20 protein-coding genes are annotated in these 18,099 nt (G+C 66.5%); 9 read left to right on the forward strand and 11 right to left on the reverse strand.

The window, feature by feature from the left end; genetic code table 11:
* Positions 1-4: 4 nt before the first annotated feature.
* From A5785_RS15285 to A5785_RS15295, 3 genes are read right to left on the reverse strand one after another with little or no spacing between them, the layout of a single operon-like run.
* Complete coding sequence (locus tag A5785_RS15285; protein WP_064867282.1) at positions 5-817, reverse strand: alpha/beta fold hydrolase; 813 nt, start codon at positions 815-817, stop codon at positions 5-7.
* Positions 818-824: 7 nt separating this feature from the next.
* Positions 825-1,934 carry an ArsA family ATPase gene (locus A5785_RS15290; protein ID WP_064867284.1) on the reverse strand — a complete coding sequence of 370 codons (1,110 nt, stop codon included), beginning with the start codon at positions 1,932-1,934 and terminating at the stop codon, positions 825-827.
* A complete protein-coding gene (locus A5785_RS15295; protein ID WP_064867286.1) occupies positions 1,934-2,977 on the reverse strand; it encodes an ArsA family ATPase in 1,044 nt (347 codons plus the stop codon). Before A5785_RS15295 ends, A5785_RS15290 begins: the two co-directional genes overlap by 1 nt.
* A gap of 43 nt (positions 2,978-3,020) precedes the next feature.
* On the opposite strand from A5785_RS15295, the gene A5785_RS23315 reads away from it, so the two are divergent.
* The 4 genes from A5785_RS23315 (at position 3,021) to A5785_RS15310 (ending at position 5,419) form a co-directional block, all read left to right on the forward strand.
* Positions 3,021-3,185: a DUF4177 domain-containing protein gene (locus A5785_RS23315; RefSeq protein WP_005208255.1), complete on the forward strand. Its 165-nt coding sequence runs from the start codon at positions 3,021-3,023 to the stop codon at positions 3,183-3,185.
* Positions 3,186-3,195: 10 nt separating this feature from the next.
* On the forward strand, positions 3,196-3,672 hold the full coding sequence (locus A5785_RS15300; protein ID WP_064867288.1) for a RidA family protein: 477 nt from the start codon (positions 3,196-3,198) through the stop codon (positions 3,670-3,672).
* Positions 3,673-3,685: 13 nt separating this feature from the next.
* A complete protein-coding gene (locus tag A5785_RS15305; RefSeq protein ID WP_064867290.1) occupies positions 3,686-4,450 on the forward strand; it encodes a sulfite exporter TauE/SafE family protein in 765 nt (254 codons plus the stop codon).
* 69 nt (positions 4,451-4,519) lie between these two features.
* The gene (locus A5785_RS15310; protein ID WP_231894116.1) at positions 4,520-5,419 is read left to right on the forward strand and encodes an MBL fold metallo-hydrolase; all 900 of its coding nucleotides are present in this window, start codon (positions 4,520-4,522) and stop codon (positions 5,417-5,419) included.
* 6 nt (positions 5,420-5,425) lie between these two features.
* On the opposite strand, the gene A5785_RS15315 is transcribed toward A5785_RS15310, so the two are convergent.
* On the reverse strand, positions 5,426-6,100 hold the full coding sequence (locus A5785_RS15315; protein ID WP_005171581.1) for a Crp/Fnr family transcriptional regulator: 675 nt from the start codon (positions 6,098-6,100) through the stop codon (positions 5,426-5,428).
* A gap of 237 nt (positions 6,101-6,337) precedes the next feature.
* Positions 6,338-6,550, reverse strand: coding sequence for a hypothetical protein (locus A5785_RS15320; protein ID WP_005171585.1), 213 nt, complete (start codon positions 6,548-6,550; stop codon positions 6,338-6,340).
* Positions 6,551-6,649: 99 nt separating this feature from the next.
* On the opposite strand from A5785_RS15320, the gene nth reads away from it, so the two are divergent.
* Genes nth through A5785_RS15340 form a run of 4 tightly spaced genes read left to right on the forward strand, consistent with a single transcriptional unit; the run spans position 6,650 to position 10,219 of the window.
* On the forward strand, positions 6,650-7,426 hold the full coding sequence (gene nth / locus A5785_RS15325; RefSeq protein ID WP_197494473.1) for an endonuclease III: 777 nt from the start codon (positions 6,650-6,652) through the stop codon (positions 7,424-7,426).
* Positions 7,426-8,172, forward strand: a complete 747-nt coding sequence (locus A5785_RS15330; protein ID WP_064867292.1) for a TlpA family protein disulfide reductase — start codon at positions 7,426-7,428, stop codon at positions 8,170-8,172. The genes nth and A5785_RS15330 overlap by 1 nt, the downstream gene beginning before the upstream one ends.
* Entirely contained in the window at positions 8,169-9,020 is an 852-nt protein-coding gene (locus A5785_RS15335; RefSeq protein WP_064867294.1) for an NUDIX hydrolase, read from the forward strand. The genes A5785_RS15330 and A5785_RS15335 overlap by 4 nt, the downstream gene beginning before the upstream one ends.
* Complete coding sequence (locus A5785_RS15340; protein WP_064867296.1) at positions 9,017-10,219, forward strand: MarP family serine protease; 1,203 nt, start codon at positions 9,017-9,019, stop codon at positions 10,217-10,219. The genes A5785_RS15335 and A5785_RS15340 overlap by 4 nt, the downstream gene beginning before the upstream one ends.
* Positions 10,220-10,294: 75 nt before the next feature.
* Here the strand turns inward: A5785_RS15340 and A5785_RS15345 are convergent, their stop codons facing one another.
* The 6 genes from A5785_RS15345 to A5785_RS15370 form a co-directional block, all read right to left on the reverse strand.
* Positions 10,295-11,257: an alpha/beta fold hydrolase gene (locus A5785_RS15345; RefSeq protein WP_064867298.1), complete on the reverse strand. Its 963-nt coding sequence runs from the start codon at positions 11,255-11,257 to the stop codon at positions 10,295-10,297.
* 3 nt (positions 11,258-11,260) lie between these two features.
* On the reverse strand, positions 11,261-11,785 hold the full coding sequence (locus A5785_RS15350; RefSeq protein ID WP_049700572.1) for a phage holin family protein: 525 nt from the start codon (positions 11,783-11,785) through the stop codon (positions 11,261-11,263).
* A gap of 105 nt (positions 11,786-11,890) precedes the next feature.
* Positions 11,891-12,913 carry a MerR family transcriptional regulator gene (locus A5785_RS15355; RefSeq protein ID WP_231894117.1) on the reverse strand — a complete coding sequence of 341 codons (1,023 nt, stop codon included), beginning with the start codon at positions 12,911-12,913 and terminating at the stop codon, positions 11,891-11,893.
* On the reverse strand, positions 12,876-13,532 hold the full coding sequence (locus tag A5785_RS15360; protein WP_064867321.1) for a HEAT repeat domain-containing protein: 657 nt from the start codon (positions 13,530-13,532) through the stop codon (positions 12,876-12,878). Before A5785_RS15360 ends, A5785_RS15355 begins: the two co-directional genes overlap by 38 nt.
* 195 nt (positions 13,533-13,727) lie before the next feature.
* Positions 13,728-15,680, reverse strand: coding sequence for an acetate--CoA ligase (gene acs, locus A5785_RS15365; RefSeq protein WP_064867300.1), 1,953 nt, complete (start codon positions 15,678-15,680; stop codon positions 13,728-13,730).
* Between the two features lie 173 nt (positions 15,681-15,853).
* Positions 15,854-16,333, reverse strand: coding sequence for a GyrI-like domain-containing protein (locus tag A5785_RS15370; RefSeq protein ID WP_064867302.1), 480 nt, complete (start codon positions 16,331-16,333; stop codon positions 15,854-15,856).
* A gap of 138 nt (positions 16,334-16,471) precedes the next feature.
* Here A5785_RS15370 and A5785_RS15375 point away from each other — a divergent pair, with 138 nt between their 5' ends.
* Positions 16,472-17,227 carry a hypothetical protein gene (locus A5785_RS15375; RefSeq protein WP_064867304.1) on the forward strand — a complete coding sequence of 252 codons (756 nt, stop codon included), beginning with the start codon at positions 16,472-16,474 and terminating at the stop codon, positions 17,225-17,227.
* The last annotated feature ends 872 nt before the right edge of the window (positions 17,228-18,099 follow it).

Here is an 18,099-nt window from a genome sequence, read left to right on the forward strand (position 1 = left end):
GGGTTCAACCCCAGGGCGAACGGGGAAACCCGTTGCGCAGGAACGAGATCAGCAATGCATTGAGTGCGTCGGGTTGCTCAGCGGGCACCATGTGACTGCCCGGCAGTACCGCCAGACGTGCATGCGGGAGTGCGGCTACGACAGCCGAACTGTGATCGAGTGTCACCTCGTCGCGGTCTCCCTGCAGAACCATCGTCGGAGTCATGATCGACGTCAACGAGTTCAGATCTATCCGCGGTTCCGTGGCGAACAGGTGCTTCATCTTCGCGTCGAACGTCGTGAAATGGTCGGCGCCGTCGGGCGAAAGCGCAGCGTACTGCGACCGCAGGCCCGCCATCGCACTCCCAGAATCGAGAAGTTCGGTCAGCGGGCTGTCGGCAACCTTGCCGTCGTCGTTGTAGTACTGGCCGATCAACACCATGCGCGTGATCTTCTCGGCGCGATCGCGCGCGGCCAGTAGAGCGACAGCGGCGCCGTCGCTCCAGCCGACGAGATGTGCCGGACCCTCGACGTGACGCTCGAGGTAGGCGACCGTGTCGTCGGCCATCGCCTGATACGTGATCGGGCCATCGACATCGGGCGTGCGCGCGTGCCCCCGACGTTCGGGGACGTGTACGCGGAATCCGGCCTCGACCAACACCGGCGCGGTGAGCGCCCACGACGACGCCCCGCCGTACCCTCCGTGCAGCAGGACGACGGCCGGTCCGCTCCCCGCGACCTCGTGCCATTCGCGGTGACCTGCGACGTCGACGTAGGAGCCGTCGAATCCGCGGAGCGTGGCCGTCGGCTGCGTGCGTGCCTGCCGACGTTGCGCCATCAGATGTTCAGCCCCTGCCGGTGATCTCTTCCGCGACGGCGTGCAGCGCGTCGAGGTCGGCGACCTCGAACGGCAGCGACGGAACGCCGACGATCGGAACCGTCGGGTGCGACGCGGTAAATCGCTGCAGGAGGTGCAGTTCGCGTTTGCCGGTGGCCGCGCGCGCGGCGTGCAGTCTGAGCACGCCCTCTGTGAGGTCGTCGGTGACTCGTTCCAGAGCGACGTGGGCGGCTTCTTCGGAGATGCTCGTCAGGTTGGGGTGTGTGCGGTTGAGGATCAAGCCCGCCAACGGCATCGACTCCTCGCTGAGACGGTCGACGAAGAACGCGGCCTCGCGCAGGGCGTCGGGTTCGGCCGCCGCGACCACCGCAAACCGGGTGCCGGGTTGTTTGAGTAGCTCATAGGTGCGCAGTGCGCGCTCCTGGAAGCCACCGAACATCGAATCCAGCGATTGCACGAATGTCGCGACGTCGCGCAGCATGTCGCCGCCGATGATCGTCGACACACCTCGCATCGCGAGGCTCATCGCGCCGGTGACCATGCGCCCGACGCCGCGTCCGCCGCCGACGAGCACCTTCATCAGGCGTCCCGACAGGAACGAGCCGAGGCGTTGCGGGGCGTCGAGGAAGTCGAGTGCATTCCGCGACGGTGGGGTGTCGACGACGATGAGGTCCCAGCGATCCTGCTCGAGCAGCTTGCCGAGCTTCTCCATCGCCATGTACTCCTGCGTGCCGGAGAACGACGACGCGACGGTCTGATAGAAGGAGTTCTCCATGATCGCCGCCGCGCGCTCGGGCGTCGAATGTTCGAGCACCATGTCGTCGAAGGTGCGTCGCATGTCGAGCATCATCGCGTCGAGCGAACCGGAGCCGTCTGCGGTGACCGGTGAGACGGTGACCGGCTGAGGGTCGTTGGTCAGCTCGGTCATGCCGAGCGACTGCGCGAGTCGTCGAGCGGGGTCGATGGTGAGAACCGCGACGTTGCGGCCGTGCTCGGCGGCGTACACAGCCATCGCGGCGGCGGTGGTCGTCTTGCCGACACCGCCTGCGCCACAACAGATCACGACGCGGGTTTCGGGATCGGTGAGAACGGAGCCCATCTTGAGGTCGAGCGGCATCACGCACCGGCTTTCTGCAGCAGGTTGGCCAATTCGTAGAGCGAGCCGAGGTCGATGCCCTCGTCGAGCAGCGGTAGCTCGAGTGTCGGCACCTCGACCTCGTCGAGCTGAGCCTTCGCGACCTGCTGGGCCTGCAGGCGCGTCGCGTGCTCGATGCTCTCGGTGAGCACACCCGCGAGGTCGGTCTCGGAGACCGGCATCTGCGCGTCGGCGAGACTCGACGCGATCCTCGGGGCGTCGATGACTCCCTCGGCGATCGCGTCGATCTCATCAGCAGGGAGATAGACGGGACTGACCTTGTTGATGATGAGCGTGCCGACGTTGACGTCCTTGGACCGCAGGTCGTCGACGGCCTCGACGGTTTCCTGGATGGGCATCGCCTCCAGGAGTGTCACCAGGTGGACGACGGTTTCTTCCGAGTGCAGCAGCCGGGCGACGCCGTCGCTCTGATTGCGGATCGGTCCGGTCTTCGCCAAATCGGCCATCGCGGTGGTGACGTCGAGGAAGTTGCCGATCCGGCCGGTCGGCGGGGCGTCGACGACGACGGCGTCGTACACGCGGTTGCCCGCTTTGTCGGTGTGGATGATCCGCTCTTTGATCTTGCCGGTGAGCAGCACGTCACGGAGGCCGGGCGCGACCGTCGTGACGAAGTCGATTGCGCCGATGCGCTTCATCGCGCGCCCGGCGAATCCCAGGTTGTAGAACATGTCGAGGTATTCGAGCAGCGCGTGTTCGATGTCGATGGCGAGCGCCCACACCTCGCCGCCCCCCTCTGCGGTGGCGATGCGGGTGTCGTTCGGTGGGAGGGGCGGGATGTCGAAGAGCTGGGCAATTCCCTGACGTCCCTCGCACTCGACGAGCAGCACCCGTTTGCCGTCGGCTGCCAGCGCCAACGCCAGGGCTGCTGCGACGGTTGTCTTGCCGGTTCCGCCCTTGCCGGAGACAAAGTGCAGGCGCGCACGCGAAGCGCTGTCCGGCCAGGTGTTCTCGGCTTCGTCGGCGGTGCCTGGCAGTGTCTCCCCGTCGGCTGTTTTGTCGGCCACAGGTTCACCTTAGATGCTGGGTGTCTCGGGATAGGGTGGGTCCATGACTGAAGTGACCGCCTGGGAGTACGCGACGGTGCCGCTGCTGACGCACGCCACGAAACAGATCCTCGACACCTGGGGTGCCGACGGATGGGAACTGGTCAGCGTGCTGCCCGGTCCGACCGGCGAACAACACGTGGCATATCTCAAGCGACCCAAGGGCTGAGGAGCGTTCCATGAGCTGGAGTGAGCGACTTCCGCAGATCGGCATCGTCCTGCCTCCCGCAGCCAAGCCGGTGGCCAATTACGTTCCGGCCGTACGCATCGGGAACCTGGTCTACACGTCGGGGCAGTTGCCCTTCGTGTCGGGCAAACTCGAGTTCCGGGGCAAGGTCCATGAGGGTGCAGACGGCACCGTCACCCCGGAACAGGCGGTCAGTGCTGCCAGGCAGTGCACGCTCAACGCGTTGTCGGCGATCGACGCGCTCGTCGGACTCGACTCGATCACTCGCATCGTGAAGGTGACCGGATACGTCGCCTCCGGTCCGGGCTTCTCCGGCCAGCCGCAGGTGCTCAACGGCGCGTCGGATCTGCTCGCCGATATCTTCGGCGAAGCCGGTGTCCACGCGCGTTCTGCCGTCGGCGTTGCCGAACTGCCGTTGGCGTCGCCCGTAGAGGTCGAGCTGATCGTCGAGGTCACGCCCGAGTCGTGATACCCACCGACTGGTGAGTCTCGACGTCGTAGTCCTCTTCGTCGCGGCCGTCGCCGCGGGTTGGGTCGACGCCGTCGTCGGCGGTGGCGGGCTGATCATGATCCCGGCGTTGCTGATCACCAACCCCGGACTGGCGCCGGCGACGGCGCTCGGGACCAACAAGCTGATGGCGATTTTCGGGACGTCGTCGGCCGCGTGGCGCTACTCGCGTCGGGTACCGATGGACATTCGACGTCTCGCCCCGGTCTTCGCCTGCGCGGTCGTCTTCTCCGCTCTGGGTGCGCTCGTCGCGGGTCTGCTGCCCGCCGACGTCTTCACCCCGATCGTGCTGGTCTTGCTGGTCGCCGTTGGTCTGTTCGTCGCTCTCAATCCGCGCTTCGGCTCCCACGAGATGACGGGGAAGTCGCGCCGGTCGATCATTCTCGGGCTGGCGATCTGCGATGTCGTCATCGCGTTTTACGACGGCGTGCTCGGTCCTGGCACCGGCACGTTCCTGATCATCACGCTGACGGCCCTCGTCGGCACGAGCTTTCTGGAAAGTTCCGCGATGGCCAAGGTCATCAACACCGGAACCAACCTCGGCGCGCTCGCGGTGTTCGCGGCGCAGGGGAACGTGATGTGGCTGCTCGGCCTGGCACTGGCCGTCGGAAATATCGCGGGCGCGCAATTGGGTTCGCACATGGCGCTCGGGCGGGGGAGCTCGTTCGTGCGGTGGGTGCTGCTCGCGGTCGTCGTCGTGATGGTCGCGAAGCTCGGCTTCGATATGTGGAGCAAGTAGGGAGCAGCGGTCGGTCGTCGTGGGAGGGCGGCCACATGCGGCCGATGTGAGCCGCATTACGCTGTGTGCATGACGAGTCCAGGCGATCGTGACGACCTCGCCACCACCGCATCCGACGCCACCACCGCATCCGATGCCTCCAGCACGCCCGACGCCGAAACCGATTCGGGCGTATCGCATCCCGCGTACGGGGTGCTGCGTGAGGTGACGCCGTTCGCGTCGGTTCTGTTGTGCGAGAACCCCGGAATGATGGAACTCGACGGCACCAATACGTGGGTGCTGCGTGCTCCGGGAAGTGACGAGTGCGTCGTCGTCGATCCCGGGCCGCGCAAGCACAAGAAGCATGTCAAGCGCATCGCAGAGCAACCGGGAATCGCGCTGACGCTGATCACGCATCGGCACGGCGACCACACCGGAGCAATCACGGCGCTGCACAAGCACACCGGCGTGGCGACGCGGGCGCGGCTTGCCGAACACTCGCGTGGCGCAGCACCTCTCGCCGACCGTGAGGTCATCGAGATCGCCGGCCTGAAGATCACCGTGCTGCACACGCCGGGCCACACCGGCGATTCGGTGAGCTTTCTCGTCGAGTGGGAGAACCAGCGCGCGGTTCTCACCGGCGACACCATCCTCGGAAGTGGCACCACCGTGCTGGATCCCAGCGACGGCACGCTGCGCGATTACCTCAACTCGTTGAACCGGTTGATCGTCGAAGGTGAGGGCGCGGCACTTCTACCTGCTCACGGCCCCGACCATCCCGATCTCGGTCCCGTTGCGCGGTACTACAAGAAGCACCGTGAGGATCGGCTCGACCAGATCGTCGCCGCGCTCGACGACATGGGTGTCTCGGCGAAGAAGGCGAAGCCCATGAAGGTGGTCCGCAAGGTCTACGCCGACGTCGACAAGAAGCTCTGGCCTGCCGCACGTATGTCGGTCAAGGCGCAGTTGGAGTACTTGAAGGCGACGTAGGAAGAACTAGCGCGCGCGGCGTGCGAGGCGCTCGGAGTCGGCGATCAGGACGCTCTTGCCCTCGAGGCGCAGCCAGCCGCGCTGTGCGAAGTCGGCGAGAGCCTTGTTCACGGTCTCGCGGGATGCGCCGACGAGCTGGGCGATCTCTTCCTGGGTCAGGTCGTGGGTGACGCGCAGTGCGCCACCCTCCTGGGTGCCGAAGCGCTGTGCGAGCTGCAGGAGCTGCTTGGCGACGCGTCCGGGAACGTCGGTGAAGATCAGGTCGGCGAGGTTGTTGTTGGTGCGACGCAGGCGTCGGGCCAGCACGCGGAGCAACTGCTCGGCGATCTCGGGGCGATCCTTGATCCAGGCGCGCAGCGCGTCGCGGTCCATCGACACTGCGCGGACTTCGGTGACCGTGGTGGCCGACGACGTGCGCGGACCCGGGTCGAAGATGGAGAGCTCGCCGAACATGTCCGACGGTCCCATGATGGTCAGCAGGTTCTCGCGTCCGTCGGGTGAGCGTCGTCCGACCTTCACCTTGCCCGACAGGATGATGTAGAGGCGGTCTCCTGGCTCTCCCTCATGGAAGATCACGTGTCCACGCGGAAAATCCACGGGCTGTAGTTGCTTGGTCAGCGCCGCGACAGCGGAGGGCTCCACACCCTGGAAAATTCCCGCCCGCGCCAGTACTTCCTCCACCTAAGGAACCTTTCTCATCGGCCGCGTGAACGACACACGCACTCAGCAACGCTACTCTCGCCCTGAAGCATATGTGTTGGATGGGTCACTAGCGCCACTTTGGGGCCGTGTTGCGCGTGCTGAATTGATGTTCCGGCGGGGCCGTGTGGATCGTGGAGATCGGCCCACGAGGGCGTGATCATCGGATGGTCGACGACGTCGACGTGGTTCGCTCCGTGTGTCGGACGAGGGTTGCGCTCAGCTCGCGCGACGCTCGCGCAGCTCGTCGAGCGCTGCCGGAAAACCGTCCCTGGCCAGCGTGTCCACGTGCTGTGACTCGGCTGATTGCAGAAACTCCTCGACGTTGTCGCGGGAGACGCTGAGCCGGTCCGTGTGGTGCTGAACCTTCTCCATCGCGAGTGCGAAGAGCATCAACACAGCAGGGAAGAGCAGTGCGGCGAGTCCTTGCATACCGATCAGTAAACACCGACCGCCGACGAGGCTCATAACTGGAATCGTCGCCTTCACTGACTTGTTATCAAGCCGTCGCCACCGACCCGGTCGGAGTCGATGGCTAACCTGAATCGTGTGAGTGCACGTAAGACGGCTGCGGGAGCCAGGACAGAGACCCATCTCGGACTGGTTCGCCGTGCACGTCGCATGAACCGTGAACTCAAGGTCGAGTTCCCACATGTGTACTGCGAATTGGACTTCACCAACCCGCTCGAATTGTCTGTCGCGACCATCCTGTCGGCGCAGTGCACCGACGTCCGCGTGAACCAGGTGACGCCCGCGCTGTTCGCCAAATACCGCACCGCCGACGACTACGCGGGTGCTGATCGCACCGAACTCGAGGAGATGATCCGCTCGACCGGCTTCTACCGGAACAAGGCCAACTCGATCATCGGGCTCGGGCAGGCACTTGTCGAACGTTTCGACTCCACGGTGCCGCACACCCTGAAAGAGCTGGTCAGCCTTCCCGGATTCGGCCGCAAGACCGCCAACGTCGTGCTCGGCAACGCCTTCGACATCCCGGGAATCACCGTCGACACCCACTTCTCGCGTCTCGTGCAGCGATGGGGGTGGACCACCGAAACCGATCCGGTCAAGATCGAGCACGCCGTCGGCGAGCTCTTCGAGCGCAAGGAATGGACCAACCTCTCGCATCGCGTGATCTTCCACGGAAGGCGCGTGTGCCATGCGCGCAAGCCCGCGTGCGGAGTCTGTGTGCTCGCGAAGGACTGTCCGTCCGTCGGACTCGGTCCGATGGACAAAGCAGAGGCGGCGAAGCTTGTGAAGGGGCCGGAAACCGACCACATCCTCGAACTCGCAGGGATCTCCGCGTAGTGGGCACATCCGCGACGACATCGGGACCCGACGCCCCGACCCCGCACGACGATCCACCGCCGCAGCGTCGAGGCAGCCGTTTTCCGTCCTCACTGCGCTGGACACTGGTGTTCTTCGTCGTCATGGTCGCGTTGATCGTCGCCATCTGGCCGCGCGATTCGGGGTCGTCGAACAACCTCGGCAGCCCGACCGACAACTCAGGCGTCGCGGCGGTCCCCGGCGCGAAGGTCGACGACGCCACGCTCGCCAAGGCCCGTGCCGACGCCGCCGTCGAACCCTGCCCGAACAACGGCTTGCCCGAATCGAGTGGCGCGGTGCTCGCGGGGGTCGTCGCGCCGTGTCTGGCGACCGGAAGTGCTTACAACCTCGGCGCAGGAACCGCCGGAAAGCCCGTGCTCATCAATATGTGGGCGGTGTGGTGCCTGCCGTGTCGGCGCGAACTACCGGTACTCGCCGAGTACGCGCGGCGCGCGGGCGATCGGGTTACGGTGCTCACCGTGCATGCCGAACAGGGCGCGGGAAATCCGTTCGCGGTCTTGACGTTCCTACGCGAGGTCGGCGTCCATCTCCCGACGGTCCTCGATGTCGACGGCAAGGTCGCGGCGGCACTTCGGGCACCGAGAGTCTTCCCCTCGACCATCCTGCTCCGACCCGACGGGTCCATCGCCACAACACTTCCCAAGGAGTTCGGCAGCGTCGACGAGGTCGCCGACGCCGTTCGCGACGCCACCGGTGTCGCCACGTGACGCGCACCGATCAGCCGTCGCAGGAGCCGCACGTCGGGCAACTTGTCGACACAGCGAAGGTTCCTCCGTGGTTGCGGCAGCTCACCGGCAATGTCTCGGCCGTGACCGACAGCGTGCTCGATCGTGGTGGTGACCGCTCGCGCTGGGCGTCGATGCTGCGTCGCGACCGACGCGCGGCGTCGGTGCTGATCCTGTTCTCCGGCTCGTGGGATGCCGACCCCGACTATCCGGGCGGGCTGCCCGCCGACGCGGAGGTGCTGCTCACCGAGCGCGCCCCGACGCTGCGGCAGCACAGCGGGCAGGTGGCTTTCCCCGGCGGCTCGTTCGATCCGGGCGACGACTATCCGGTCGGTACCGCACTGCGCGAAGCGACCGAGGAGACCGGACTCGAGGCGAGCAGCGTCGACGTCCTCGCGAATCTGCCGAGCTTTCCCGTGCCGGTGTCGAATTTCGAGGTGACTCCGGTTGTCGCGCATTGGCGTGAACCGGGGCCGGTCGACGTCGTCGACTCCGCGGAGACGTCGCGGGTTGTGCGGGTGAACCTGCGGGAGATGTTGGCAGCGCAGAACCGTTTTCAGGTGCAGCGGTCGGTGCTCGGTGCGCGCGCATATCGCGGTCCGGCGTTCTTCGTCGACGGACTTCTGGTGTGGGGCTTCACCGGCGGGCTCATCGCGGCGATCAGCGACGCGTCGGGGTGGGACGTCCCGTGGAACCACGACGACGTCCGGCCGCTCGAAGAGGCGATAGCTCGGGCGGGATCGCCTCAGCTGAGCGGATTTCCGACGCTGAGCCGCGCTGTCGACCACGGTGACGGGGATGCCGAGACGTCCGAGGATGCAGCTCGGTGAGCGGGTCGACGTGGGTTGACGTGATCGTCATCGGGCTCGCATTGCTGGCCGCGCTGAGCGGATGGCGACAGGGCGCGGTGGCGTCGGGGCTGGCGGTCGTCGGCGTGATACTCGGCGCGATCGCAGGCATTTTGATTGCGCCACATGTGCTTTCGCGAATCGACGATCGGAGTATGCGGCTCGTCGTCGGGGTCGCGCTGCTGGTGGTGTTGGTCATCATCGGCGAGACGTCGGGCATGGTGCTCGGGCGCGCGGCCCGGGGCGGGATCAGGTCGACGGCGCTGCGCCACGTCGACAGCGTGATCGGGTTGATGCTGCAGGTGGTCGCGGTATTGGTCGCGGCCTGGTTGCTGGCGATTCCGCTCGGGCGCGCGTCGTCGCCCGAGATCGCAAGCGCGGTACGTGGATCCACGATCCTGGGCGGCGTCGATTCGTTCGCCCCGACGTGGCTGCGGGATTTCCCGACCCGCGAGCTCGGACCGATGCTCGACGATTCGGGTCTACCCCAGGTGATCGGCCCGTTCGTGCAGACTCCGGTCGCGAACGTCGGCCCGCCCGACACGTCGCTGGAGGATTCCGCCGTGGTTTCGCGGGTGCGGCCGAGCGTCGTGAAGATCGAGGGTGTCGCCCCGAGCTGCCAGCAGGCGCTGGAGGGCAGCGGATTCGTCGTGTCGGCCGAGCGGGTCATGACCAACGCGCACGTCGTCGCGGGCACCCGCAGACTGACGGTGCAGACCGTTGGCGGCGACTCGCTTGCCGCGAGAGTGGTGCTCTTCGACAGCCGCAACGACATCGCTGTCCTCGACGTTCCCGGATTGCGCGTCAGCGCACTGCAATTCGACGACTCGTCGGCGAAGCCGGGAGCCGATGCCATCGTGCTCGGCTATCCCGAGGCCGGGCCGTTCACGTCGACCGCGGTGCGCGTGCGCGAGACGATCAACCTGTCGGGGCCGGACATCTATCGGACGGACCAGGTGCTGCGCGAGGTGTACACGGTGCGTGGCACCATCCGGCAGGGCAATTCCGGCGGACCGATGATCTCTCCGGACGGCGACGTGCTCGGCGTCGTCTTCGGTGCCGCCGAGGACACCGCCGACGACACCGGCTTCGTGCTCACCGCCAAGCAGGTGAAGTCCGACCTCGACGCCTCCGAGCGCCGCACCGCCCGCGTGAGCACGGGCCAGTGCGTGCATTCCTGACGCACACTCGCCGTAGGAAGCGCACAGTCGACGGGTTTTGCGGTCGAGCGTGCGCTCGAGAGTGCCGACTGTGCGCTAGTCGTTGCGGTCGGTGTGGGCGAGAAGGTCGCCGAGCAGCTTGCTGACCTCGCCGGGCCGCTCCTGGTGGGCGAAGTGGCCGCTGCCGGGGATGGGGCGGTAGTCGAAGTCCGAGGCCCATTCGGCGCTGGCGCCCACTGATTCGTCGGTGATGTAGGGATCGTCGACGCCGCGCACCGCGAGGACCGGGATGGACAACTGCTTCTCCATGAGGTCCATGAAGCGGACGCCGTCGGGTCGGAACTGCGACCGGAACACCCAGCGCTGGTACTCCAGGCTGCAGTGTGCCGCTCCGGGTATCTGGATCGCGGATCGGTTCTTGTCGACGGTGTCGATGTAATCCTCGGTGTCCTGCCAGCCGAGTCCCGACCGCTCGGCGAAGTACTCGCCGATGAATGCGCCGTTGTGTCGGGTCAGTCGTCGTTCGGCCATGCGCGGCACCTGATTGCTCAAGAAGTTGCCGAGAAACGACGACCGCTGCTCGGCGTCGCGCAACACGTCGCGCCGCAGGACTCGCGGATGGGGTGACGAGATGACCGCGATCGCGCGCACGGCGCGGGGGTGCAGCGTGGCGGTTGCCCAGCATGCCAACCCGCCGTCGGCATGGCCGATGAGCGTCGCGGACGTATGTCCGAGCGCACGCACGAGACCGTTGGTGTCGCCGGCCAGCGTCCACCCGTCGTATCCGCGTGGAGGTTTGTCGCTGTCGCCGTAGCCGCGCAGATCCACCGCGACAGCGCGGTACCCCGCCTCGGTCAGGTCGGCCAGTTGGTGCCGCCAGCTCCACCAGAACTCACCGAAGCCGTGAAGCAGTAGCGCGAGCGGGCGGTCGGAACTCGGCGACGACGTGGTTGGACCGTCGGCTTCGACAGCGTGGAACCGCACCCCGTTGGCGCGAACGTCGAGATGACGCCAGGGCCCGAGGAACCGGACACTGGACGGGTCGGGGGCTGCGGCCAAATCTCAGGCCTCGCGTGCGGGCGGTATCGCGGGATGACTACCGCCGTGCCCGATCGCCGCGTCGTCGTGGCGGCCAGGCAGCACGTTCTGCACTTCCTTGACGCTGCTGATCGTCTTCTTCGGACCGCGGACTCTCTTGAACACGAGGTAACCGACGAACGCTGCGATCAGCGTGATGAATACGAGGATCGCGAACACGATCAGGAACGCGAGCCAGCGCGACACCCAGTTGTCGAGCAGTTCGGCGAGGAAGAAGAAGAAAAAGAAGCTCGCGTACAGAGCCATCACGCCCGCCACGATCAGCAGAGCGGTACCGGCACCCGCCTTCTTCGCGTCGTCGACCAACTCCGCCTTGGCCAGCGCGACCTCGGACCGGAACAGCGTCGAGACGCTCGCGGTGGCGTTCTTGACCAGGCTTCCGACGCTTGCCTCGCCGGACGAGTCGCGGTCGGCGTCACTCAGCGGGATCGACGGTGTCTTCCCCCCTGCGTTGCGGTAGTCGGACCGGCCGGACTCGTTTCCACTCACAGCATCCTCCGTCTTTGGCGTTCTCCTGCCATATGTTGCCATGCGCCGGTCTCTGCGGTCGTGCCCGCCGTCACGTCGACGTGGCGTGTGGTGCGTGCCGCCCGATCATGAGCGGTGTTGTCGCAGCGTGGCGAGTGCGGCCACTGCGGGATCGTGGTCGGCGATGTGCGCGTCGAGGATGTGCGCGGCTACCTCGCCCGGCAGGTCGACGAGTGCCTGGGCGAGTCTGCTGCGCGCTCGCGAATCGAGATTGTCGCTGTCGAGGAGCCGGCCGAGTTCTGTCGCGATGTCGTCGGCGGTAGCGGTGGCGTGCGCGAGGTCGCGGATCGTATCGGCGGCGTCGACGTCATGGCTGCCGTCGACGATCATGTCGATCAGCCGCGGAATCATGTCGGCGTCACCCCGTGATCCGAGGACGAGCGTCGCGGTGTCGGCGACGGCGCGGTCGGAGTCGTCGAGTGCGCGCCGCAGGAGTTCGTCGGCTCTGTCGGTGCTCAGCTTCGAGATCGCCGACACCGCGCGGCGTCGAATCTCAGGGTCCGCGGAGTCGAGGCCCGAGCCGAGTGCAGCCTCGGCGGCCGCATCCGCGGAGCCGGCGAGCGCCCAGACGAGGGTGCCGGCGACATTCGTATCGGGCTCGGCCAGAACGGCTTTCGCGAGCGCTTCCGGTGAGAGTCGTCCGTCGCGTGCTGTCAGCGCGGCCCGCTGGCGTAGAGCCGCGGAGTCGGAGTCGAGATCGTGGAGCAGCTTCACCGAGTTCAGCACGTCCTCCCAGTCGGTGGGCGCGGCGTCGGCGATGCGGGTCAGGAGCGTGAGCAACTCGGTCTCGCGCGAGAGCCGTTGGCGTGTCCGCTCGATAAGGTCGTCGACCATGTCCGCGGGCTCGGCGGTCCCCGGGGTGTCCAGCAGCGTTTTGATGCCCGCCAGTGGCACACCGAGCGCGCGGAGCCCGACCACGCGGAACAGCCGTGCGATGTCGTCGGGGGAGTAGTCACGGTACCCGCCCGTCGTGCGGGTCGCGGGTCGCACGAGTCCGAGCCGGTCGTAGTGCCGCAGCATCCGGACGCTGACGCCCGAATGCCGCGACACCTCACCGATCAGCATCGTCGACGCGGACGGGTGCACCACGCAGTGTCAGTGCGCGCCGTGCCTGTTCGACCGCGTCGGCGAAGTCGCCGTCCGGGTCGTTCATCAGCTGCCGGGTGGCGTCGGCGTGAATGCGCACCGCTTCGGAGTCGCTCGTACTCGCCGCGTCGACAACGGAAGTTGCCGACTCACCGAGGGCACTCAGCGCCCGACTGAGACTGCGCTGCACGGCCCGGTCGCCGCGGCCGAGCTCTACGGCCAGGGCGGCTGCGAGATCGGCGACGTCTTCATCGGCAACGAGCGCGACCGCCGTCCGCCACGCGGTCCGGGCCACGTCGTCGTCCGGATCGTGCAGTAGGCCCGTGACGTGCCGATAGACACTGCGATCGCCGATCTTCGACAGCGTGTGCAACGCCTGACTGCGCGCCTGCGCCGACGTCGAATCCAACTGCGCCACGACTCGGGGCACCGTCGCTGACGGCGTTATCCGGGTGAGCGCCCAGGTCAGCATGTCGCGGACGAAGAAGTCGGGTTCAACGCCGCTGCGGTGTACCAGTGCGTCGACCAGCGCCGGATCGGGTTCGGTCCCCGCCGCCAGTGCCGCCCGCAGCCGCGTCGACGAGTCCGGCGCCGACAGCGCGTCGATAAGTGTCTGAGTCATCGTGATCACCTCCGCGACCTGAGTCAAAACCCTGTCACCGTGTCAGGGTCAAGAGCAAGACCGCCTTGAGATGGGATCGCCAGACGCGGCTCGCCCGTTTTCAGTCATTTTTTCATCGGCCGTTGACGCCGACCTGGGCTTTTGCCGGTCGACGCCGCGCCGAATGACTGAAAACGGGCGAGCAGTACGTGCGGATCAGCCTTTTCGGCTGCGAATCGCCTCGAATACCGAGGGATCGACCAGCGTCGAGGTGTCGCCGAGCTCGCGGCCCTCGGCGACGTCCTTGAGGAGACGTCGCATGATCTTGCCCGAGCGGGTCTTGGGCAGTTCGGGCACCACGTTGATCTCACGTGGCTTGGCGATCGGGGAGATCTCCACCGACACCTGCTCGCGGAGCTCCTTGACCAACTGATCTCCGGTGTTCTCGACACCTTCGCGCAGGATCACGAACGCGACGATGCCCTGCCCGGTGGTCTCGTCGGCGGCTCCGATCACGGCGGCCTCCGCGACACCGGAGTGTCCGACCAGCGCCGACTCGACCTCCGCCGTGGAGATGCGGTGACCGGAGATGTTCATGACGTCGTCGACACGGCCGAGGACCCAGAGCGCGCCGTCGTCGTCGTAGCGGGCGCCGTCGCCCGCGAAGTACCAACCCTGCTCGGCAAATCGCGACCAGTAGGTGTCGCGGTAGCGCTCGTCGTCGCCCCAGATGCCGCGAAGCATCGACGGCCACGGCTGGTCGAGGACCAGGTAGCCCTGCTCGCCCGCTCCGACGGGTTGGCCGTTGTCGTCGACGATCTTCGCCGAGATGCCGGGCAGCGGTCCCATCGCCGAGCCGGGCTTGGTCGCGGTGACACCGGGTAGCGGCGAGATCATGATGGCGCCGGTCTCGGTCTGCCACCAGGTGTCGACGATGGGTGCCGAGTCGGCCCCGATGACTTCACGGAACCACTTCCACGCCTCGGGGTTGATCGGTTCGCCGACGCTGCCGAGCAGTCGGATGGAGCTCAGGTCGTGGGCGTCGGGGATCTGGCGTCCCCACTTCATGAAGGTACGGATCAGCGTCGGGGCGATGTAATAGGTTGTGACACCGTACTTTTCGATGATCTCGAAGTGGCGGTGCTCGTTGGGGGAGTTGGGGGTTCCCTCGTAGACCACCTCGGTCGCGCCGTTGGAGAGTGGCCCGTAGACGAGGTACGAGTGGCCGGTGACCCAGCCGATGTCGGCGCCGCACCAGAAGACGTCGCGGCCTTCCTTATGGTCGAAGACGTAGTGGAAGGTGTAGCTGGCCTGGGTCAGGTAGCCGCCCGAGGTGTGCACGATGCCCTTGGGCTTACCAGTGGTGCCCGACGTGTAGAGCAGGAACAGCGGGTGCTCGGCGTCGAAGGCTTCGGGTTCGTGATGAGTCGACGACTCGTCGACGGTGTCCTCCCACCACACGTCGCGACCTTCGACCCAGTTCAGCTCGGGATCGTGGTTGGTACGACGCACGACGAGGACCTTCTCGACGGACTTCGCGGCGTCGTCGCCGGTGCCGAGTGCTTCGTCGACGGCGGTCTTGAGAGGTGCGGGCTTGCCGCGGCGGAACTGGCCGTCGGTGGTGATGACGAGTTTGGCCTCGGCGTCGTCGACGCGGGAGCGCAGCGCGCCCGCGGAGAATCCGGCGAACACGACCGAGTGGGTCAGGCCGAGACGTGCGCACGCGAGCATCGAGACGAGCGCCTCGGGAACCATCGGCATATAGATGGCGACGCGGTCGCCGGGGACCAGGCCGATCGAGGCGAAGTAGTTGGCCGCCTTGGATACCTCGTCCTTGAGCTGGCTGTAGGTGAGGTCACGCGAGTCGCCGGGTTCGCCGACCCAATGGATGGCGACGCGGTCGCCCTTGCCCGCGGCGACGTGGCGGTCGACGCAGTTGACCGCGACGTTGAGTTTGCCGCCGACGAACCACTTCGCGAACGGCGCGTCCGACCAGTCGAGGACCTGGTCGAAATCGGTGTCCCAATCCAGGCGCCTGCCCTGCTCCGCCCAGAACTCGAGGCGGTCGGCGTCGGCGTGGTCGTAGAGCGCGGCGGTGCCGTTCGCCTGCGCGACGAACTCGGGCGACGGCGGATACACCTGTGCGGTGGGGTGTGCAGCTGTGGACATCTCTGAGCAGGGCCTTTCACTCTCGGTGTGCATTCACGCGACTCCACCCGCAGTGAGGTGGGGCGTGCCGGGGTCTCATTGTGAGGGTAGTCACGTTGGGGTGGCGTTGCAGTCGCCGGGGGACTGGCGGCACAGCTCGCGCGCCGAGCTGTCGATCGGGTGCGACGAACGGTTCACACGGCGTCTGACACCGGAACAACGATCTGGGTGATCATGTCCTCGGGATCGGCGTCGGGAGTCGGCTGAGTCAGATAGATCTCCCACACGACGTCCCCGCGGACCAGCGAATGATCGGCAATCCATGCGAACAATTCCGCGTAGACGTCGGACAGGTAGTCGTAGTTTCCGCGGTGGTCGTAGGTGACCGCGCGGCATCCTGGCGTCTGGAACGGCGCCACGTCATCGGTCACTTCGACGACTCCGTCGACGGGGAACCCGACACCGACATCAATGGTGTCGGTAGGGAGGCCGAAGGTCAGCCCACGTGGCGGGCCGGTGATCGCCAGCCCCGACGACGCGATCGCCGCGGGCAGTCTGCCGAACGCGTCGTCGTAGAAGCCACGCAGCGCGTCAAAGGTCACGGTCGCGCGTATCAGCGCTAACTGCTCGGCGTCGACGGAGGTGATCTGTGGTTCCTGTGTGAGAAGAGGCATGCTTCGACGGTGTCACAGTTGGGTGGCTGCGACCGGGTATTGGCCGGGTGGGCTCTAGCTGAGTGGGGGTATTTGCGGGGCGGGTGCGCGCCGGGGCACGATTCGTGGCTGCGCCGGCATCGATTACCGTGGCGAACTGTGACTACCGACCCTCTCGCGCCGCTTGTGGAGTTGCCCGGCGTGCGCGAGGCCGCCGACCGTGCGCGCGATGCGCTCGGCGCCGTGCACCGGCATCCGGCCAATTTGCGTGGCTGGAACAACACCGCGACCGAGGCGTCGTGGCGAGCCGGCCGATCGTCTGCAGCGATCGACGGGGGGAGCGTCGAACTGAGGCGCGACGGAGACTTCGACGACCCGATCCTTGCCGGCGCGATGCGGGTGGCCCAGGCGCTCGACGGTGATTCGCTCGATGCGTTGACGTCGGTCTACCGACGCGCACCCGCGCAGGCGTTCGCGCGGCTGCACATGCTGGCCGCCGCCGACCTCGTCGACGACCCCGACCTGCTCGGCCGTCCGCGACCCGGCTCCGACGTCGCGACGCGCCTCGAACTCCTCGGACAGTTGATCACCGGCGCGACGTCGGCACCTGCACCGGTGCTCGCCGCAGTGGTGCACGGCGAACTGTTGACGCTCGACGCCTTTGGTAGCGCCAGCGGTGTCGTCGCCCGCGCGGCGTCGCGCCTGACGTCGACGTCGAGTGGCCTCGATCCACACAACCTCGGCGTGCCGGAGGTGACCTGGTTCAAGAAAGTCGACGAATATCGTTCGCTGGCAACAGGATTCGGTACCGGTGAGCCGGCAGCACTGGGCGCGTGGATCGTGTTCTGCTGCGAGGCGATGGTGGCGGGAGCGACAGAGGCGAAGTCGATTGCCGACGCCGCCCGCGCGGGATGATGGCTGCCTGATTAATGCCTGGAAGCCGGATACTGATGAGCGAAGACTTGTCGCAGACAGCACTGCGGGCGGCCCACCTGTCTCTCGACAGGTTGCCGCCCGCGTAGCACGGACCCAAGTTACCAAGCGTGCTGCGGTGGGTTGTGGTCACCGCCTCGGCGAGGGATCACGTTCTGCGAGTACAGGTCTCCTCCGTCGCGCTGCCCTTGCTCTCTGGCCCGCTCACGGCATCCGTCGATGTCGGTGCCGGACGAACTCTCGGGCCAGGCGTGGCGCTGCAGTTGTCGGAGTTGTTGCTCGAAGCCGCGATGTCGCAGGCGCACAACACTTGTGCCTAATGCGGCGTGCTCCGCGTGGGTGCTTGCCGCCCGTGCTGGGAGTGCTCGCCGGGGGGTTCGGTCCTTCTCTTCCGGATCGGACTTTGCTCGACGAGGTTTCCGTGATTTACGTCTTACACCGTGATCGGCGTCACATCAACCCCCTCGGCGCACTGCTCCACAGAACTCATTCGAGGAAGCTCGGCGGACGGGAATGTGGACCCGAACCGGGGCTCGGGATCATGCCCGAAAGGCGCCCAGCGGTCGTTTGACCCACACGGAACCCTCGCGGATTCGGTTCGACATCTTTAACCTCGATCGACGCGCAAGAGGACTAGTCGGCATATTCGCAGGTCCAGGCCTTACGCGACTCAAACGCCGTTCAGGACGAGCGACCGCTCGGCGAACTATCACAAATGCTGCAATCACTATTCTCACCTGCGGTTCACATGTGTATAGTCAGTGCTACCCGGTTCTTTATTGAACCGGCGCCTTTCAGCCCGACCCCCCGGGGCTGAAACGCGACAACCCCGGCCCTGTCTCTTATACACATCT

Source organism: Gordonia sp. 852002-50395_SCH5434458, assembly GCF_001665905.1.
GTDB lineage: Bacteria > Actinomycetota > Actinomycetes > Mycobacteriales > Mycobacteriaceae > Gordonia > Gordonia jacobaea.